Here is a 13435-nt window from a genome sequence, read left to right on the forward strand (position 1 = left end):
GGCATTCTAACGACAGGCCGGAAGCCGATATTTCTTCAATGCGACAACAAATTACAGATGCACTGAGAATGCCGCCTGGGCACGTTGACAGCCTCGCAATTTCATGCAAGAGCAAAAGATAGTGAACCGATCTATGCTGCAAATTGCGGGCCTATTATTGGCAAACCCTTCTAATCCGGCAAGCGCAGCGTGATGTCTAATTTTTCGGAGGGGGTTGAGAGGCCCTGATCCGGGGCTTTGCGTTTCCCAATGCCCCGGATCGGGGCGGGCGGTTACACATTCAGTTACTTTCTTGGGACGGGGTAACAGTGGGAAATGTCTTACGACGCAGATCGATAATTATTGGTTGGGTGGTTTCGGTTTCTGACAGTCGGCTACATCGGCGCCTTACAGATTGCTATCGCTGGCAAGCCAGCTCCCACAGGGATTTGCGGTAAAGCTGAAGTTTCCGACACACCACAAAACCTGTGGGAGCTAGCCTGCTAGCGATGACGCCAGTCCAGCCAACCCAAATTTGCGCATTAACTGAAACCCCCAACACACCACAAACCCTGTGGGAGCTGGCTTGCCAGCGATGAGGCCCATCCAGCCACTACAAAACCAACAGACACAAAAAAGCCCCGTCCGGCCTACACCGAACGGGGCTTTCCAGCACTTCAACCTGCTACTTACGCGACGTTCATGGTCTTGTGCGTATCAATCAAATGCTGCACCACGCCCGGATCCGCCAGGGTGGAGATATCCCCCAACCCGTCGTATTCAGCCGTGGCAATCTTGCGCAGAATCCGGCGCATGATCTTGCCCGAACGGGTTTTCGGCAGCCCCGGCGCCCACTGGATAACATCCGGCGAAGCAATCGGTCCGATCTCCTTACGCACCCAGTTTTTCAGCTCCAGGCGCAATTGCTCGCTTGGCTCTTCGCCACCGATCAAGGTGACGTAGACATAGATGCCCTGCCCTTTGATGTCATGCGGCACACCGACCACTGCCGCTTCAGCGACTTTCGGGTGAGCAACCATGGCGCTTTCGATTTCGGCAGTGCCCATCCGGTGGCCAGAAACGTTAAGCACGTCATCCACACGACCGGTGATCCAGTAGTAACCGTCTTCGTCGCGACGAGCACCGTCACCGGTGAAATACATGCCACGGAACGTCTTGAAGTAAGTATCGACGAAGCGGTCATGGTCGCCATACAGCGTGCGCGCCTGGCCTGGCCACGAATCGAGAATCACCAGGTTGCCCTCGGCGACGCCTTCGATGATGTTGCCCAGGTTGTCCACCAACGCTGGCACCACGCCGAAAAATGGTCGAGCCGCTGAACCCGGTTTGAGTGCGTGCGCACCCGGCAGCGGGCTCATCAGCGTGGCGCCGGTCTCGGTCTGCCACCAGGTATCGACGATCGGGCAACGGGACTGGCCGACATTCTTGTAGTACCAATCCCACGCTTCCGGGTTGATCGGCTCACCGACCGACCCCAACAGACGCAGGCTGCTGCCATCGGCGCCTTCAACGGCAGCCTTGCCCGACGCCATCATCGCGCGGATGGCGGTCGGCGCGGTGTAGAGGATGTTGACCTTATGCTTGTCGACGATCTTCGCCACCCGGGTGATGTCCGGGTAGTTCGGCACGCCTTCGAACAGCAGGGTGGTCGCGCCATTGGCCAGCGGGCCGTAGACAATATAGGTGTGGCCGGTGACCCAACCGACGTCGGCGGTGCACCAGTAGACTTCGCCCGGACGGTAGTCGAACACGCGCTCGTGGGTCAGCGCCGCGTACAACAGATAACCCGCGGTGGTGTGCTGCACACCTTTCGGCTTACCGGTCGAACCCGAGGTGTAAAGGATGAACAGCGCTTCTTCAGCGCCCATTTCTTTCGGCGCGCAGACAGTGCCCGCCACTTTCATCAGGTCTTCGTACCAGATGTCGCGATGCTGGTTCCACTTGATGTTGCCACCGGTGCGCTTGCACACAATGACTTTCTGGATGCTGCTGGTTTCCGGGTTGGTCAGCGCGTCGTCGACGTTGGACTTGAGCGGGATCTTCTTGCCGGCACGAATGCCTTCATCGGCGGTGATCACCACTTTGGATTTGCAGTCGATGATGCGACCCGCCAGGGCTTCCGGCGAGAAACCACCGAACACCACCGAGTGAATCGCGCCGATCCGGGTGCAGGCCAGCATGGCGACCACGGCTTCGGGGATCATCGGCATATAGATAGTCACCACGTCGCCGCGGTGCACATCCTGGCCGCGCAAGGCGTTGGCGAACTTGCAGACTTCTTCGTGCAGCTCGCGGTAGGTGATGTTGCGGCTCTCGGCCGGGTCATCCCCTTCCCAGATAATCGCGATTTGATCACCGCGCTCGGCCAGATGACGGTCGAGGCAGTTGTAGGAAACGTTCAGCGTGCCGTCGGCGAACCATTTGATGTCGACATGGTGATCGTCAAAGGACGTCTGCTTCACCGTGGTGAAAGGCTTGATCCAGTCGAGGCGCTTGGCTTGTTCGCGCCAGAAGCCGTCCGGGTTGACGACCGACTGCTGGTACATGGCTTTGTAGGTCGCCTCGTCAGTCAGCGTATTGGCTGCTACCTCGGGACGAACGGGATACAGAGAAGCCGCACTCATCTTTCTTACCTCGGTGGAATAGTTGTTTTTGTATGACCCTGTTGTAGCCGGGCCGGGCCTATAGAACCATTCGACGATGGTAGTAACAAGCCCCTACAAAATGCTGTGAATATCCCGTTAAACCGCTCGAAGCCACGCAACCCGGGCCTCCACATCCCCCGTAGGGGCTGGCGAAACCTGCGATCTTTTGATCTTGAGGGCGATTGTTACGAGAATCGCGAAAGGTGTTTATCAAAAGCATGGGTATATGAATGTAAACCCGACGCCTAAAATCAGCCTCGCCAACAAGGCAAACCTGATTAACCAAGTTGCAGCCCCCACGAAGGCAGTTAATCAAAAACCAAGTACTGAAGTTCCACACGCAATCCCAAAAGGATTGCGTGACCCCTCTCGACTTTAGAAAGGTAAATTTGAAATGAAAGCTTTATTAGTTCTGGCCCTCAGCAGTCTGTGCGCAACCGCCATGGCAGACGAGATCCCGACTGATGTCGCACAGCAAAAACCCGTGGTAGTTGAGGAATACACTTACTCCACCCACCTGGACATCGCCAACATCGTGTCCATGAGCGAAGTCCCGAACGTGTGTGAAGTTGTTCCGATGAAAATGGAATACGACGACTCCAAAGGCCAACGCCACATCCTGCGTTACAGCGTTATGGGTAACGGCTGCACCAATTGATGATTTGAGACTGCACCGAATTGGACCTCTCAGCGCTTCATTGAGGGTCGATTCCAGCCCGGCTTCGGTCGGGCTCAGTTGTGTCTGGAGTCGTGCAAAAGGGTTGCAAAACACAAGATATAGTGAAAAACGCGGTTTTTTGCTCAAATCTTGAGCAACCAAAGCCCGGCGAAAAAATTAATCAAAAAAATTCTCAGAGACCAACATCGGCGAAAGCCCTGTAAACCCTCGCTCCGACTCAAATCCCCCTCCCGCTCGACCGCCCTGCGCGCTTTCGCCCTCCCCCACGAGCGCATTTTTTCCCTATAATGCCGCCCTAATCGGGTCAGCAATATTCCCTTACAGGGATCAAAAGCCATTCTGAAGCCCCGCAGACGCGTTCAACGCGAACTGCGCCCGTCAGAGGCTCTCGGAAACCCGTACAAAATTCTGTTTGATGCCTGCGTATAGCTGCTGCAAAAAACGATTCCTTAAGATCCAACGCGGTCGGTACGACCGTGTGAAAAACCATCACACGGGCAACTGGCCCTCACGCAGGAGACGACACGTCATGCTGAGCTGGGACGAATTCGACAAAGAAGACACGGGCGAAGTAGCCGTAAAAGGCGCCAACGCTGGCCACGCGACTGAAGCCAACATGGACCGCCTCGACACCGCCGGTGGCGTTGCCGCCCAAGAAGCGCGTGCCGTGACCGCCTCCGACTCCGCCGCCATCGCCCGTGCCAAGGCTGCCCTGGACAACCTCGACGTTGCCGAAGGCCTGGCTGAACTCGAAGGCGCCTCCGCCCGTGTTGCCGTCGACGAAAAGCGCATGATCAACTGCCGCGCCGACCTCAACCAACTCGTGCCATTCAAGTACGACTGGGCCTGGCAGAAGTATCTGGACGGTTGCGCAAACCACTGGATGCCGCAAGAAGTCAACATGACCGCCGACATCGCCCTCTGGAAAGACCCGGAAGGCCTGACCGACGACGAACGCCGCATCGTCATGCGCAACCTCGGCTTCTTCTCCACCGCCGACTCCCTGGTTGCCAACAACCTGGTCCTGGCCGTGTACCGCCTGATCACCAACCCGGAATGCCGCCAGTACATCCTGCGCCAGGCTTTCGAAGAAGCGATCCACACCCACGCCTACCAGTACTGCATCGAATCGTTGGCCATGGATGAAGGCGAGATCTTCAACATGTACCACGAGATCCCATCGGTCGCGAAAAAAGCCACCTGGGGCCTGAAGTACACCCGTTCGATCTCCGATCCAAAGTTCGAAACCGGCACCGTCGAAACCGACAAAGAGTTGCTGCGCAACCTGATCGCCTACTACTGCGTCCTGGAAGGCATCTTCTTCTACTGCGGCTTCACCCAAATCCTCTCCATGGGCCGACGCAACAAAATGACCGGCGTCGCCGAGCAGTTCCAATACATCCTGCGCGACGAATCCATGCACCTGAACTTCGGCATCGACGTGATCAACCAGATCAAAATCGAAAACCCGCATTTGTGGGATGCTGAGATGAAGGAAGAGGCTTCGCAGATGATTCTGCAGGGGACTCAGCTGGAGATTGAATACGCTCGCGATACCATGCCTCGTGGGGTGTTGGGGATGAATGCGGCGATGATGGAGGACTACCTGAAGTTCATCGCTAACCGTCGTCTGTCGCAGATTGGGTTGAAGGAAGAGTATCCGGGGACTACGAATCCGTTCCCTTGGATGAGCGAGATTATGGACTTGAAGAAAGAGAAGAATTTCTTTGAGACGCGGGTTATTGAGTATCAGACTGGTGGTGCGTTGAGCTGGGACTAATAGTCTCGCTCGGCACGATTTGACGATTGCTGTCTGAGTCGGCGAGTCGAGAAAGCAAAAAGCCCCGATCTGATCGGGGCTTTTTTATGGGCGATTGGTAATCCTTTTTACGCCTACGTCACAGCGTTCCATCTCCTACAGCACTTACAGTCGCTTCCCATTGAAGCCCGCTACGAGCACTACTAAGCTCCATCGCAGGTGCCTAAGAAACGCCCAACGTAGAAAGCTTGGTCAGTGACACAGACGTGTAATTCGTCGGTGGCAACTGCTCTGCTCGTTGGGATTTCTTAAATCCGCTCTACGTTGGGGTCAGGCCCTCCCAAAATCTATAACGTAGAGGTCATATATATGTCTGATCCATGCTCGGTAACCGTCTTCTCTCGCCACAATCTTTCTCTGCATGCCCTTCTACTCGAAAACCAGACATGGTTCTCCGCCCGCGATGTCGGCCGTTTGATGGGTTTCCATCTGAATGATCGGGTAGTCAACAAGCTAGATAGCGATCAGCGCCGCGTCATGTGGATTAAGCATTTTGGGGAACCAGAACAGCATTTGATGCTGAGTGAGTCCGGTGTGTATGCGCTGTTGGTGTATCACTATGTACCGGGGAATCGGGTGTTGCGTGAGTGGCTAACCAATGAGGTAGTACCGACCTTGCGCGATGCGGAGGATTCGGGAGACTCAAATCGGCCAATGTTGAGTTTGTTGGATTGGCCGGAGATGTCTTTGAGTTTGCTGCATTGGCAGGATGAGGGCTGGATTCGGCTAAGGGATATGCCTTACCTATTAAATGAACCGACCAAACGAGAGAAGAAGGCAGCCAAGCCATGGTGGCAAAGACTACTACTATCGAAACAGTCAATCAGCTGACGAGACCGCATATTGAAAGATCAGATGCACAGCCTCATCTGTAGGATTTTTCCTGGACACCTATGATGGCCAATACGTATCGTTCGAGGAATTTCAAGCCTCGGACGATTTATGGATACTGTGATTGGCATCAACGCTTGGAGCGAAGAGGAGATTGGGGCAACGGTAGAAGCCTACTTTCAGATGCTTTTAAGCGAAAAAACTGGCCAACCTATGAATAAGGCGCATGTAAATCGTGTACTGCGTGAAGGCCCTCTATCCGGCAGAACAAAGGGCTCAATCGAGTTCCGCATGCAAAATATTTCTGCTGTATTTGAGCAGTTAGGCATACAACGTATTTCGGGCTATAAACCTTCGAGTAATATCGGTGCCAATGTAAGCAACAGCATTCGCAGCGCTGTCGTGCGACTAACTGAATTTGACATATCTAAATTAGGCCCAGAGTGGTTCGAAAGGCAAAAGAGCTCTTTTCTATTCAATTATCTAACGACGCATTCGTCGGAAGCCATTCGAACAACCAAAGAAATTAGCGCCGAAGCACCCGACCTTGATCCCTATGCGGAAAACCAATCCGAAACGCTAGCGAACCGGTCAAAACTAGAAGAGGAAATAGTTAGCGTCATCGAGCGAGGGGGAAAACTTACTGAGCTCTCTATTGACGCTCATCGATATCTAACTGTATTTCTTAGTTTTTTTGGGAAAAATTACAGAAATTTCTTAATATCGTTGCATTGATAGCACTGATCACTACTTACCAAAATAATATAGACGTTTCAAAAACCTCTGAAGAAATACGCTCATCCGTTCGGGCACTCTCAAAAGGCCAAAGAGCTTTTCTCCAAGGTCAGAGCATTGTAACTGGCCATGAAGTAATCCTTAGAAAAGACCCAAACAAAAACTCAGCCGAACTGACCCGTTTAGAGAAGGGAGTTTGGATAGAAAATTTAGAAGGCGACACATCTGACTGGATCCATGTCAGAGCAGAAATTAACGATAAACATATCGATGGTTGGATATATAGAAGCTATTTAGTAAAAATTTAAATTTTCCGACTCACAGTGCACACGCTAATACCTACCGCAACGGTGCTCGCCCTCATCCTAGGAGGACGCGAATGAAAAATCCTCCAGCGTCGTAGGAAATTTCGTAGACATCAGTGATGGCCACTCAGTATCGTCCGAGGCTTTTCAACCCTCGGCGATTGTATGGACACGGAAAAAGTAATAGCGATTGGAGTGACGTAGAGATTCAGGCGGCAGTCGACGCCTATCTCAAAATGCTGGTACGCGAGCAGAGCGGTCAGAAATTCGTCAAGACTGAGGAAAATCGCATTTTGCGTGAAGGCCCATTAGCCGGTCGGACTAAGGGTTCTGTTGAGTTCCGGATGCAGAACATCTCTACAGTGCTGGTCGAAATGGGTAGAACGCGCATTGAAGGCTACAAACCGGCCAAGAATGTTGGCGCGAATGTAGCGCGCAGCATCCGTAAGGCACTTGATGCATCTACTGTTCTGACACTTGAAGATTCTGATCCAACGGCGGACGAAGCATTGCTCGAGCAACGCGCGGCTAAATTTGAGCGAAAGCAATTTGATTACGTCCCTAAGGGGATAAAAACACCGATCCAAACGACTTCCACTAGAAAGGTTTACTTTCGCGATCCTGAATTGAGGGGCTGGGTTCGTCAGCAAGCCGATGGAAAGTGCGAAGGTTGTGGCAAAGCAGCGCCATTTGAAAAGGATGGGAAACCGTTTTTAGAAGTGCATCACGTCAAGCACCTGTCGCAAAAGGGTTCGGACCTTGACACGAATGTTGTGGCGTTGTGCCCCAACTGTCACCAACGTTGCCACCATTCGGACGACAGAGCGGAATTCACTGCTTGGCTTTATGACAACGTTGGAAGACTCGAAAAGGAATAATTGCAGTTTGTCTGGCTAACCTCATTTGCTGGATTTGGGGCAGCTTCGCTGCCCAACGGGGATAAATCCCCTCACCACAATTCAATGTGTTGCTGCTGAGTGGGTGTCTGGATTCGGTAATGAGTTAATACCACCAATTCGCCAGCAGGCTGGCTCCCACAGTTTCCGCATCATCCAGAAAACAGTCAGTGCAACCCGCCGCGCCTCCCGCTATTAATACCCTTCCCCACTCAAGGACCCGAACCCACCATGAAATTCGACCTCGCCTACTGCCTCAGCCTCGACGACAAGCTGTCGATCTATGACGTGCGGGATTTGAATTTCGACGAGACGATGGAGTTCGACTCCGCCAAGGAACACTTCCAATGCCCCAACGATGCCTGTCGTTCGGCCTTCGATGCGGCGAATGTGTTGACGACGTTCAACGCCAAGAATGTGAATTACGTGCGCACCCCGCACTTCAAGAACACGCCCAGCACGCGGCATGTGGCGGATTGTCCTTATGTCAGTTTGAAGACGCCGGCCTCGGGGCTTGAGGCGGATGGTGCGGAAACGGATGACAGTCGCGAGGAGCATTTCCCGTCGGAATTGTTACTGACTCGGCGTGAGTATGTGCGCAAGCCGTCGAGTCCGGCGGTGGCGGCGGATGTGCTGCGGGATGCGCCGAAAGGCACTTCGGCGGAAAGTCATGCAGAGCACCCGAGCCGCGAGTCGGCGCCGGACAAGACCAGTGTCTTCGCCCATCCGGTGGAGTGTTTTGTGTCGAACTTCGAGGATAAGGAGTTGCTCAAGCGCATGCCGCTGAAGATTGGCGAGCACACGGCGCCTTATGGGTCGTTCTTCAAGAAGATCGAGTATCTGCAGGACAACAAGGGGCTGATTTACTGGGGCAAGATCAAGGAGATCAAGGATTACACCCAGAGCTTTCGCATCGATTTCGAACAGAAGGTCTGGTTCAAAGCGCCGGACGAGGCGAAGAAGAAGCCTTATTCGGTGAATGTTTACTTGAGCAAGAAGCTGATCGACAACTACCGCAAGCGCAAGGCGTTTCTGGAAGAGATCAAGCATGCCATCGAGAGCGGGAAGGAGTTGTTCTGTTTCTTCTATGGCGTGACGCCGGAGTTGAAGCAGGTGCCAAGCAAGAAAAACCCCGAGCAAACGTTCGGGGTGTTCAGTGCGAGTATTGAGAACCTGGATCACTTTATTGTTCGGGAAGCACCGGGGCTGGAGTAACGATTAACCCTTGGGTAGTTCCAGTTTTACCGCGCCGGGGTGCTGTTTGATCAGCGAGTACGGCAGCACTGACCAGTCCGGCGAGTCGCATCCCCGTTGGAAACGGGCGAAGTAGGCGCCCAGGTACAAGCCCTTCGCGGTGAAGTGCCAGTTGGAGTAACCCCAGACGCTTTCGTCGGTGAAGTCGCAGCTGTCTTCGTCGCCCTCAGCCGGTTTTTTCATTTCATCGGGGTACAGCGCGGTGAGTTGTTTGATCAGCCACGGCACGAACACTTCGCGTTGGTAGCGCGAGCGTGCTTCGTCTTCTTCCTTGGTCAGAGGCGTATCGCCGGCGTTGTCGCGGTCGGCGTGCAGCAGTGGTTTGCCCTCGCCCACCCACAGCACGTCTTCCAGGGACAAGGTGTGCCCGGTGTGCACGTCGAGGTTGATCGGCGAGTCGCCAAAGTCCGGGTGGGCGCCGCCGCAGTAATAGCTGGTGGAGATGTTCAGGCTGATGACACTGGGCGAGATAAACGTCGGGGTGACGTCCTGGAGGAATTCGGCATAACCGCGGCCGCGCAACTGGCAACCGTAGTAACTGATAGCCTCGTCCCACAAGCGGCCGAGCAACTGCTGGTTAACACGTTGCAGATCTTCTTTTGGCATCCCTGATTCGATGCTGAACATGGTCATCTTGGTGTCAGGCTCTTCCCACCATTGCAGGGTGTAGCCCATGAAGTCCTGCTTTTTACCGGTTTTGAGTTTCAGGCCCTGAAGCCGCAGATATTCGTAAGGCTCGGTCTTGGGCAACTTGACGATGTACGGCAATGCATTCGTTGGCACTTCGGGAAGTGGCGTATCGGTGACCAGTACGGGCAGCTTTTTGCCTTTCGGATTTTGCCATTCGCCCTTCCAACCGCCATCTATCTGTTGCAGTTTCAGCGTCGGTAACGGTTTGCCCGGTTCCATACGATCGCTGCCCTCTGTGAGCAGCAAGACGTCATTTTTATAGGTGCCGTTAAGCTCTAGGTCGCGGTGAAATTTCTCATAGAAGTAGCGACCGGTAACTTGCTCCGGGTCGCTGGTATCGACTTCGAAGACGATCGGCATTTTGCCCAACGTGCCGGTGAACACCAGTCGGTTATCTTCGGCGTGCGCGGTGGACAGCATTGAGAACAGCACAGCGGCACACGGCGCCAGGCGCATCAGTCCCTTGACCATTGATCGTTCCTTGAAAGAGGCGGAGGCCACGCCGGCAGTTGAGGGTCAGCGCAGGTAAATTCGGTGCGGATTATGGCGGGGTTGTGGTCAGGAATCGAGGTTCTGTTTGCACTTCGACTCAGGGCAATTGCAATGGGACGCCGCCGGGGTGCTGTTTGACTATGTCATAGGGCAGCACGCCCCACTCGACAACGCCGCACACCGCTGCAACATGTGGATACGACGGCAGGAAGGTGATGCCTTTTGCGCCGAAGTACCACGATGGGAATTGCCAGGGTTGCTGCTCATCGTATCCGCAGTCGTTTTCACCTTCGGCGATGACGGTCATTTGTTTGGGATGGAGCTCCAACAACTGCTTGAGGAGCCAAGGGGCGAATTCTGTGGAGCGATAGTTGTAGTAATCCTCCGAGGCCTTGGCCGATGCGCCTTCGTAGCCTGCCAGAAAGTGAAAGGGCTTGCCCTGCCCCACCCACAACACATCCTCAAGGGTCAGAAACTTACCTGTCTGGCTATCAAAGTTGAGCGATTCAACATCTTCATTCGGGTGCGCGGCGCCCTGACAGTAAAACTCGTTGGTTAGGCGCACGCTCATCACTGTCGGTGTCATCCACAGCGGCTGGCTGGATTGCGAAAAACCACCCGGGCAGCCGTAGTATCCCGCCACATATCCCCACAAACGCGCCATCAACTGTTGATTGATGCGCTCTCGCGCTTGCGGTGAATAACCTGACACGACCTCGAACAGCGAGACCCCCGACTCCGCCTCGCGCCACACTTGCAATGTGTAGCCCATGAAGGTTTCGGTTTTACCCTTTGTAAGTTGCAGACCTTGCAGCCGCAGGTACTCGTAGGGGAATTTGTCATGCAGGTTGGCGAGATAGGGCAAGGCACCGGCGGGAACATCGGGAAGCGCGGAGGGCTGCAACTCGACTTTCAGGACTTTCCCGGCCGAGTTGCTCCACTCGCCGCTCCAGCCGTTGAGTTTTGGCTGCAAACGCAGCGTCGGGCGCGAATCGCCTTCCATCACAGCGCCTTCGACCATCACTAATGCGTCGCCCTCTCTGCTGATGTCCAGTGCGAGGTCGGTGCGGTACTTTTTGTAGAAGTAACGCCCCTGGTTGTAACGGGTGTCGATTTCCATAACGATCGCGGCTTTGCCCAGGGTGCCGGTGTACACCTGCTTGCTGTCGTCGGCCCATGCCCGGCTCGGGAGCACTAAACCGACGAGCAGCAAAATGGCGGAGATTCGTAACAATCCGCGATACATCATTTCATCCTTGAGTGACGGGGCGTGTGCCCGGTGGAAGCGTTGCGGATTATGTCGACGTTGCGCGGGGGAATCGAGCGCCTTCGCTTTCAGCTTAAGCACATGCTGATCATCACCATCAGCAACAACCCGATGTACACACGCGCATGCACCCGATCCGGAATCCGACCGATCCACGGCGTGGCCAGTCGAATCCCCAGCATCGATCCCACCGTCAGCAGCGCAAACGCCAGCAAATCCACATACCCGACAAACCACGCGCCCAACTCGGCCTGACTGAACCTGGCAAGCGCCATGTACGTCAGCGTTCCAGCCAACGCCACTGGCACGCTCAGCGGATTGGCCATGGACGTCGCTTGCGACATGCTCAAGCCACAACGGCGCAACAGCGGCACGGTCATGACGCTTCCTCCTACGCCGAGAAACGTCGCGATGGCGCCAATGCCTACACCGCCGCCAGACGTTTCCACGGCGCCCAGTCGCCGAGGGATTACGCCTTCGACCTGGGTGAGAAACCCGCGTCTGAGCACGCAGTCGACAATGGTCACGCCGAGGTAGGCTATGAACGCGTAGCGAATCACCTCGCCACTGACCCACACCGCCGCTATCGCGCCGACCACTGAGCCCACTGCAATAAACCCGCCCAACGGCCACAGATAATGGCGAATGAGGTTACCGGCTCGGTGATGTTTGGCCGTGGCGATCAGGGCATTAACGATCATCACGCAGGTCGAAGTGGCAACGGCGATGTGCATCGCCGATTGGCCGATGGGGTCGTCGGCGCCGTGGCTGGCCATGAGCATGCGATACAACAACGGCACCACGACGAAGCCGCCGCCGAAGCCGAACAGCACAGCGGTGACGCCGGTCATGCAGCCGAAGAGTGTCAGTAAGAGATAGAACATCACGCGTCGTCCGTTAGCAGAGAGTTGTCAACGATAGGGCGATGCGGCTTGGCCTGCTTCAGCAAGTCAGCCAATAATGTTCGTGTTTACGCCAACCACTGAGTGCTGCTCCGATGCGCAATGTTTCGATCAATCTGCTGGATGACACGCCACGGCCGGTGGTGGCGATCGGGACGGATTATTCTCACGGTCATGTGTTGCCCCGTCATACACACCGCCGAGCACAACTCCTATACGGCGCCACCGGGGTGATGCAGGTCAGCACCCACGACGGCAATTGGGTGGTGCCGCCGCAGCGGGCGGTGTGGATTCCGGCCGAGGTGGCCCATGAAGTGTTGATGCTGGGGGTGAGTACGCGGAGTGTGTATATCGAACCGAGGGCGGTCGATCTGGGGAGTCGGTGCCAGGTGATCAGCGTCTCGCCGTTGATGCGGCACTTGTTGATGGAGGCGGTGGAGGTTCCGCTGGCGTATGACGAGGCCGGGCGCGATGGTGTGCTGATCGACTTATTGCTGCATGAACTGGCCCGCAGCGCTCATCTGCCGTTGCACATTCCGCTGCCCGTCGAAAGACGATTGCTCGGGTTGTGTCAGACGTTTCTCCAGCAGCCGAACATCCATCAATCGCCGCAGCAATGGGCCGATCAGTTGCACATCAGCCTGCGCACCTTCAATCGATTGTTCCGCCAACAGACCGGCCTGAGCTTCAGCCAATGGCGGCAACAAGCCTGCGTGGTGCTGGCCCTAGCGCGGCTGGCGGTGGGGACGCCGGTGACGCGGATTGCCGTGGATTTCGGCTATGACAGCCCGGCGGCGTTCTCGACGATGTTTCGTCGGGTGCTGGGGCAGGCACCGTCCGTCTGGATGGAGACGGCGAAATAGCAAAAATCAAAAAATGCGTTTGATCCGGGATCAAAACAACTGTACAAAAACACAGTA

General features: G+C 55.1%; 11 protein-coding genes. 7 read left to right on the plus strand and 4 right to left on the minus strand.

Annotation, left to right across the window (positions count from 1 at the left end; genetic code table 11):
- Positions 1-668: 668 nt before the first annotated feature.
- Positions 669-2624, minus strand: coding sequence for an acetate--CoA ligase (gene acs, locus JFT87_RS25730; protein ID WP_201205967.1), 1956 nt, complete (start codon positions 2622-2624; stop codon positions 669-671).
- A 415-nt stretch (positions 2625-3039) separates the two neighbouring features.
- Between acs and JFT87_RS25735 the strand changes: the two genes are divergently transcribed.
- The 6 genes from JFT87_RS25735 (at position 3040) to JFT87_RS25760 (ending at position 9125) form a co-directional block, all read left to right on the plus strand.
- Positions 3040-3303 carry a DUF2790 domain-containing protein gene (locus JFT87_RS25735; protein WP_201205969.1) on the plus strand — a complete coding sequence of 88 codons (264 nt, stop codon included), beginning with the start codon at positions 3040-3042 and terminating at the stop codon, positions 3301-3303.
- Between the two features lie 550 nt (positions 3304-3853).
- Positions 3854-5104 (plus strand): ribonucleotide-diphosphate reductase subunit beta, encoded by a 1251-nt coding sequence (locus JFT87_RS25740; RefSeq protein WP_092279009.1) that lies wholly within the window; start codon positions 3854-3856, stop codon positions 5102-5104.
- Between the two features lie 348 nt (positions 5105-5452).
- A complete protein-coding gene (locus JFT87_RS25745) occupies positions 5453-5974 on the plus strand; it encodes a BRO-N domain-containing protein (RefSeq protein ID WP_201205971.1) in 522 nt (173 codons plus the stop codon).
- Positions 5975-6085: 111 nt separating this feature from the next.
- Positions 6086-6709 carry a hypothetical protein gene (locus JFT87_RS25750; RefSeq protein ID WP_201205973.1) on the plus strand — a complete coding sequence of 208 codons (624 nt, stop codon included), beginning with the start codon at positions 6086-6088 and terminating at the stop codon, positions 6707-6709.
- A gap of 424 nt (positions 6710-7133) precedes the next feature.
- Complete coding sequence (locus tag JFT87_RS25755; RefSeq protein WP_201205975.1) at positions 7134-7892, plus strand: HNH endonuclease; 759 nt, start codon at positions 7134-7136, stop codon at positions 7890-7892.
- A gap of 249 nt (positions 7893-8141) precedes the next feature.
- Positions 8142-9125, plus strand: a complete 984-nt coding sequence (locus tag JFT87_RS25760; protein ID WP_201205977.1) for a hypothetical protein — start codon at positions 8142-8144, stop codon at positions 9123-9125.
- A gap of 3 nt (positions 9126-9128) precedes the next feature.
- Here the strand turns inward: JFT87_RS25760 and JFT87_RS25765 are convergent, their stop codons facing one another.
- From JFT87_RS25765 to JFT87_RS25775, 3 genes are all read right to left on the minus strand, one after another.
- Entirely contained in the window at positions 9129-10325 is a 1197-nt protein-coding gene (locus JFT87_RS25765; protein ID WP_201205979.1) for a hypothetical protein, read from the minus strand.
- Between the two features lie 118 nt (positions 10326-10443).
- Complete coding sequence (locus tag JFT87_RS25770) at positions 10444-11694, minus strand: hypothetical protein (RefSeq protein ID WP_342367200.1); 1251 nt, start codon at positions 11692-11694, stop codon at positions 10444-10446.
- A complete protein-coding gene (locus JFT87_RS25775) occupies positions 11682-12497 on the minus strand; it encodes a sulfite exporter TauE/SafE family protein (protein WP_201205981.1) in 816 nt (271 codons plus the stop codon). Before JFT87_RS25775 ends, JFT87_RS25770 begins: the two co-directional genes overlap by 13 nt.
- Positions 12498-12610: 113 nt before the next feature.
- Between JFT87_RS25775 and JFT87_RS25780 the strand changes: the two genes are divergently transcribed.
- On the plus strand, positions 12611-13378 hold the full coding sequence (locus JFT87_RS25780) for an AraC family transcriptional regulator (protein WP_201205983.1): 768 nt from the start codon (positions 12611-12613) through the stop codon (positions 13376-13378).
- Positions 13379-13435 lie beyond the last annotated feature (57 nt).

The organism is Pseudomonas sp. TH15 (assembly GCF_016651105.1).
Lineage (GTDB): Bacteria > Pseudomonadota > Gammaproteobacteria > Pseudomonadales > Pseudomonadaceae > Aquipseudomonas.

Bases quoted from the DNA above. Each gene is read 5' to 3' on its own strand.
- acs (WP_201205967.1), bottom strand. From the start codon at position 2,624: ATGAGTGCGGCTTCTCTGTATCCCGTTCGTCCCGAGGTAGCAGCCAAT.
- JFT87_RS25735 (WP_201205969.1), top strand. From the start codon at position 3,040: ATGAAAGCTTTATTAGTTCTGGCCCTCAGCAGTCTGTGCGCAACCGCC.
- JFT87_RS25740 (WP_092279009.1), top strand. From the start codon at position 3,854: ATGCTGAGCTGGGACGAATTCGACAAAGAAGACACGGGCGAAGTAGCC.
- JFT87_RS25745 (WP_201205971.1), top strand. From the start codon at position 5,453: ATGTCTGATCCATGCTCGGTAACCGTCTTCTCTCGCCACAATCTTTCT.
- JFT87_RS25750 (WP_201205973.1), top strand. From the start codon at position 6,086: ATGGATACTGTGATTGGCATCAACGCTTGGAGCGAAGAGGAGATTGGG.
- JFT87_RS25755 (WP_201205975.1), top strand. From the start codon at position 7,134: ATGGCCACTCAGTATCGTCCGAGGCTTTTCAACCCTCGGCGATTGTAT.
- JFT87_RS25760 (WP_201205977.1), top strand. From the start codon at position 8,142: ATGAAATTCGACCTCGCCTACTGCCTCAGCCTCGACGACAAGCTGTCG.
- JFT87_RS25765 (WP_201205979.1), bottom strand. From the start codon at position 10,325: ATGGTCAAGGGACTGATGCGCCTGGCGCCGTGTGCCGCTGTGCTGTTC.
- JFT87_RS25775 (WP_201205981.1), bottom strand. From the start codon at position 12,497: ATGTTCTATCTCTTACTGACACTCTTCGGCTGCATGACCGGCGTCACC.
- JFT87_RS25780 (WP_201205983.1), top strand. From the start codon at position 12,611: ATGCGCAATGTTTCGATCAATCTGCTGGATGACACGCCACGGCCGGTG.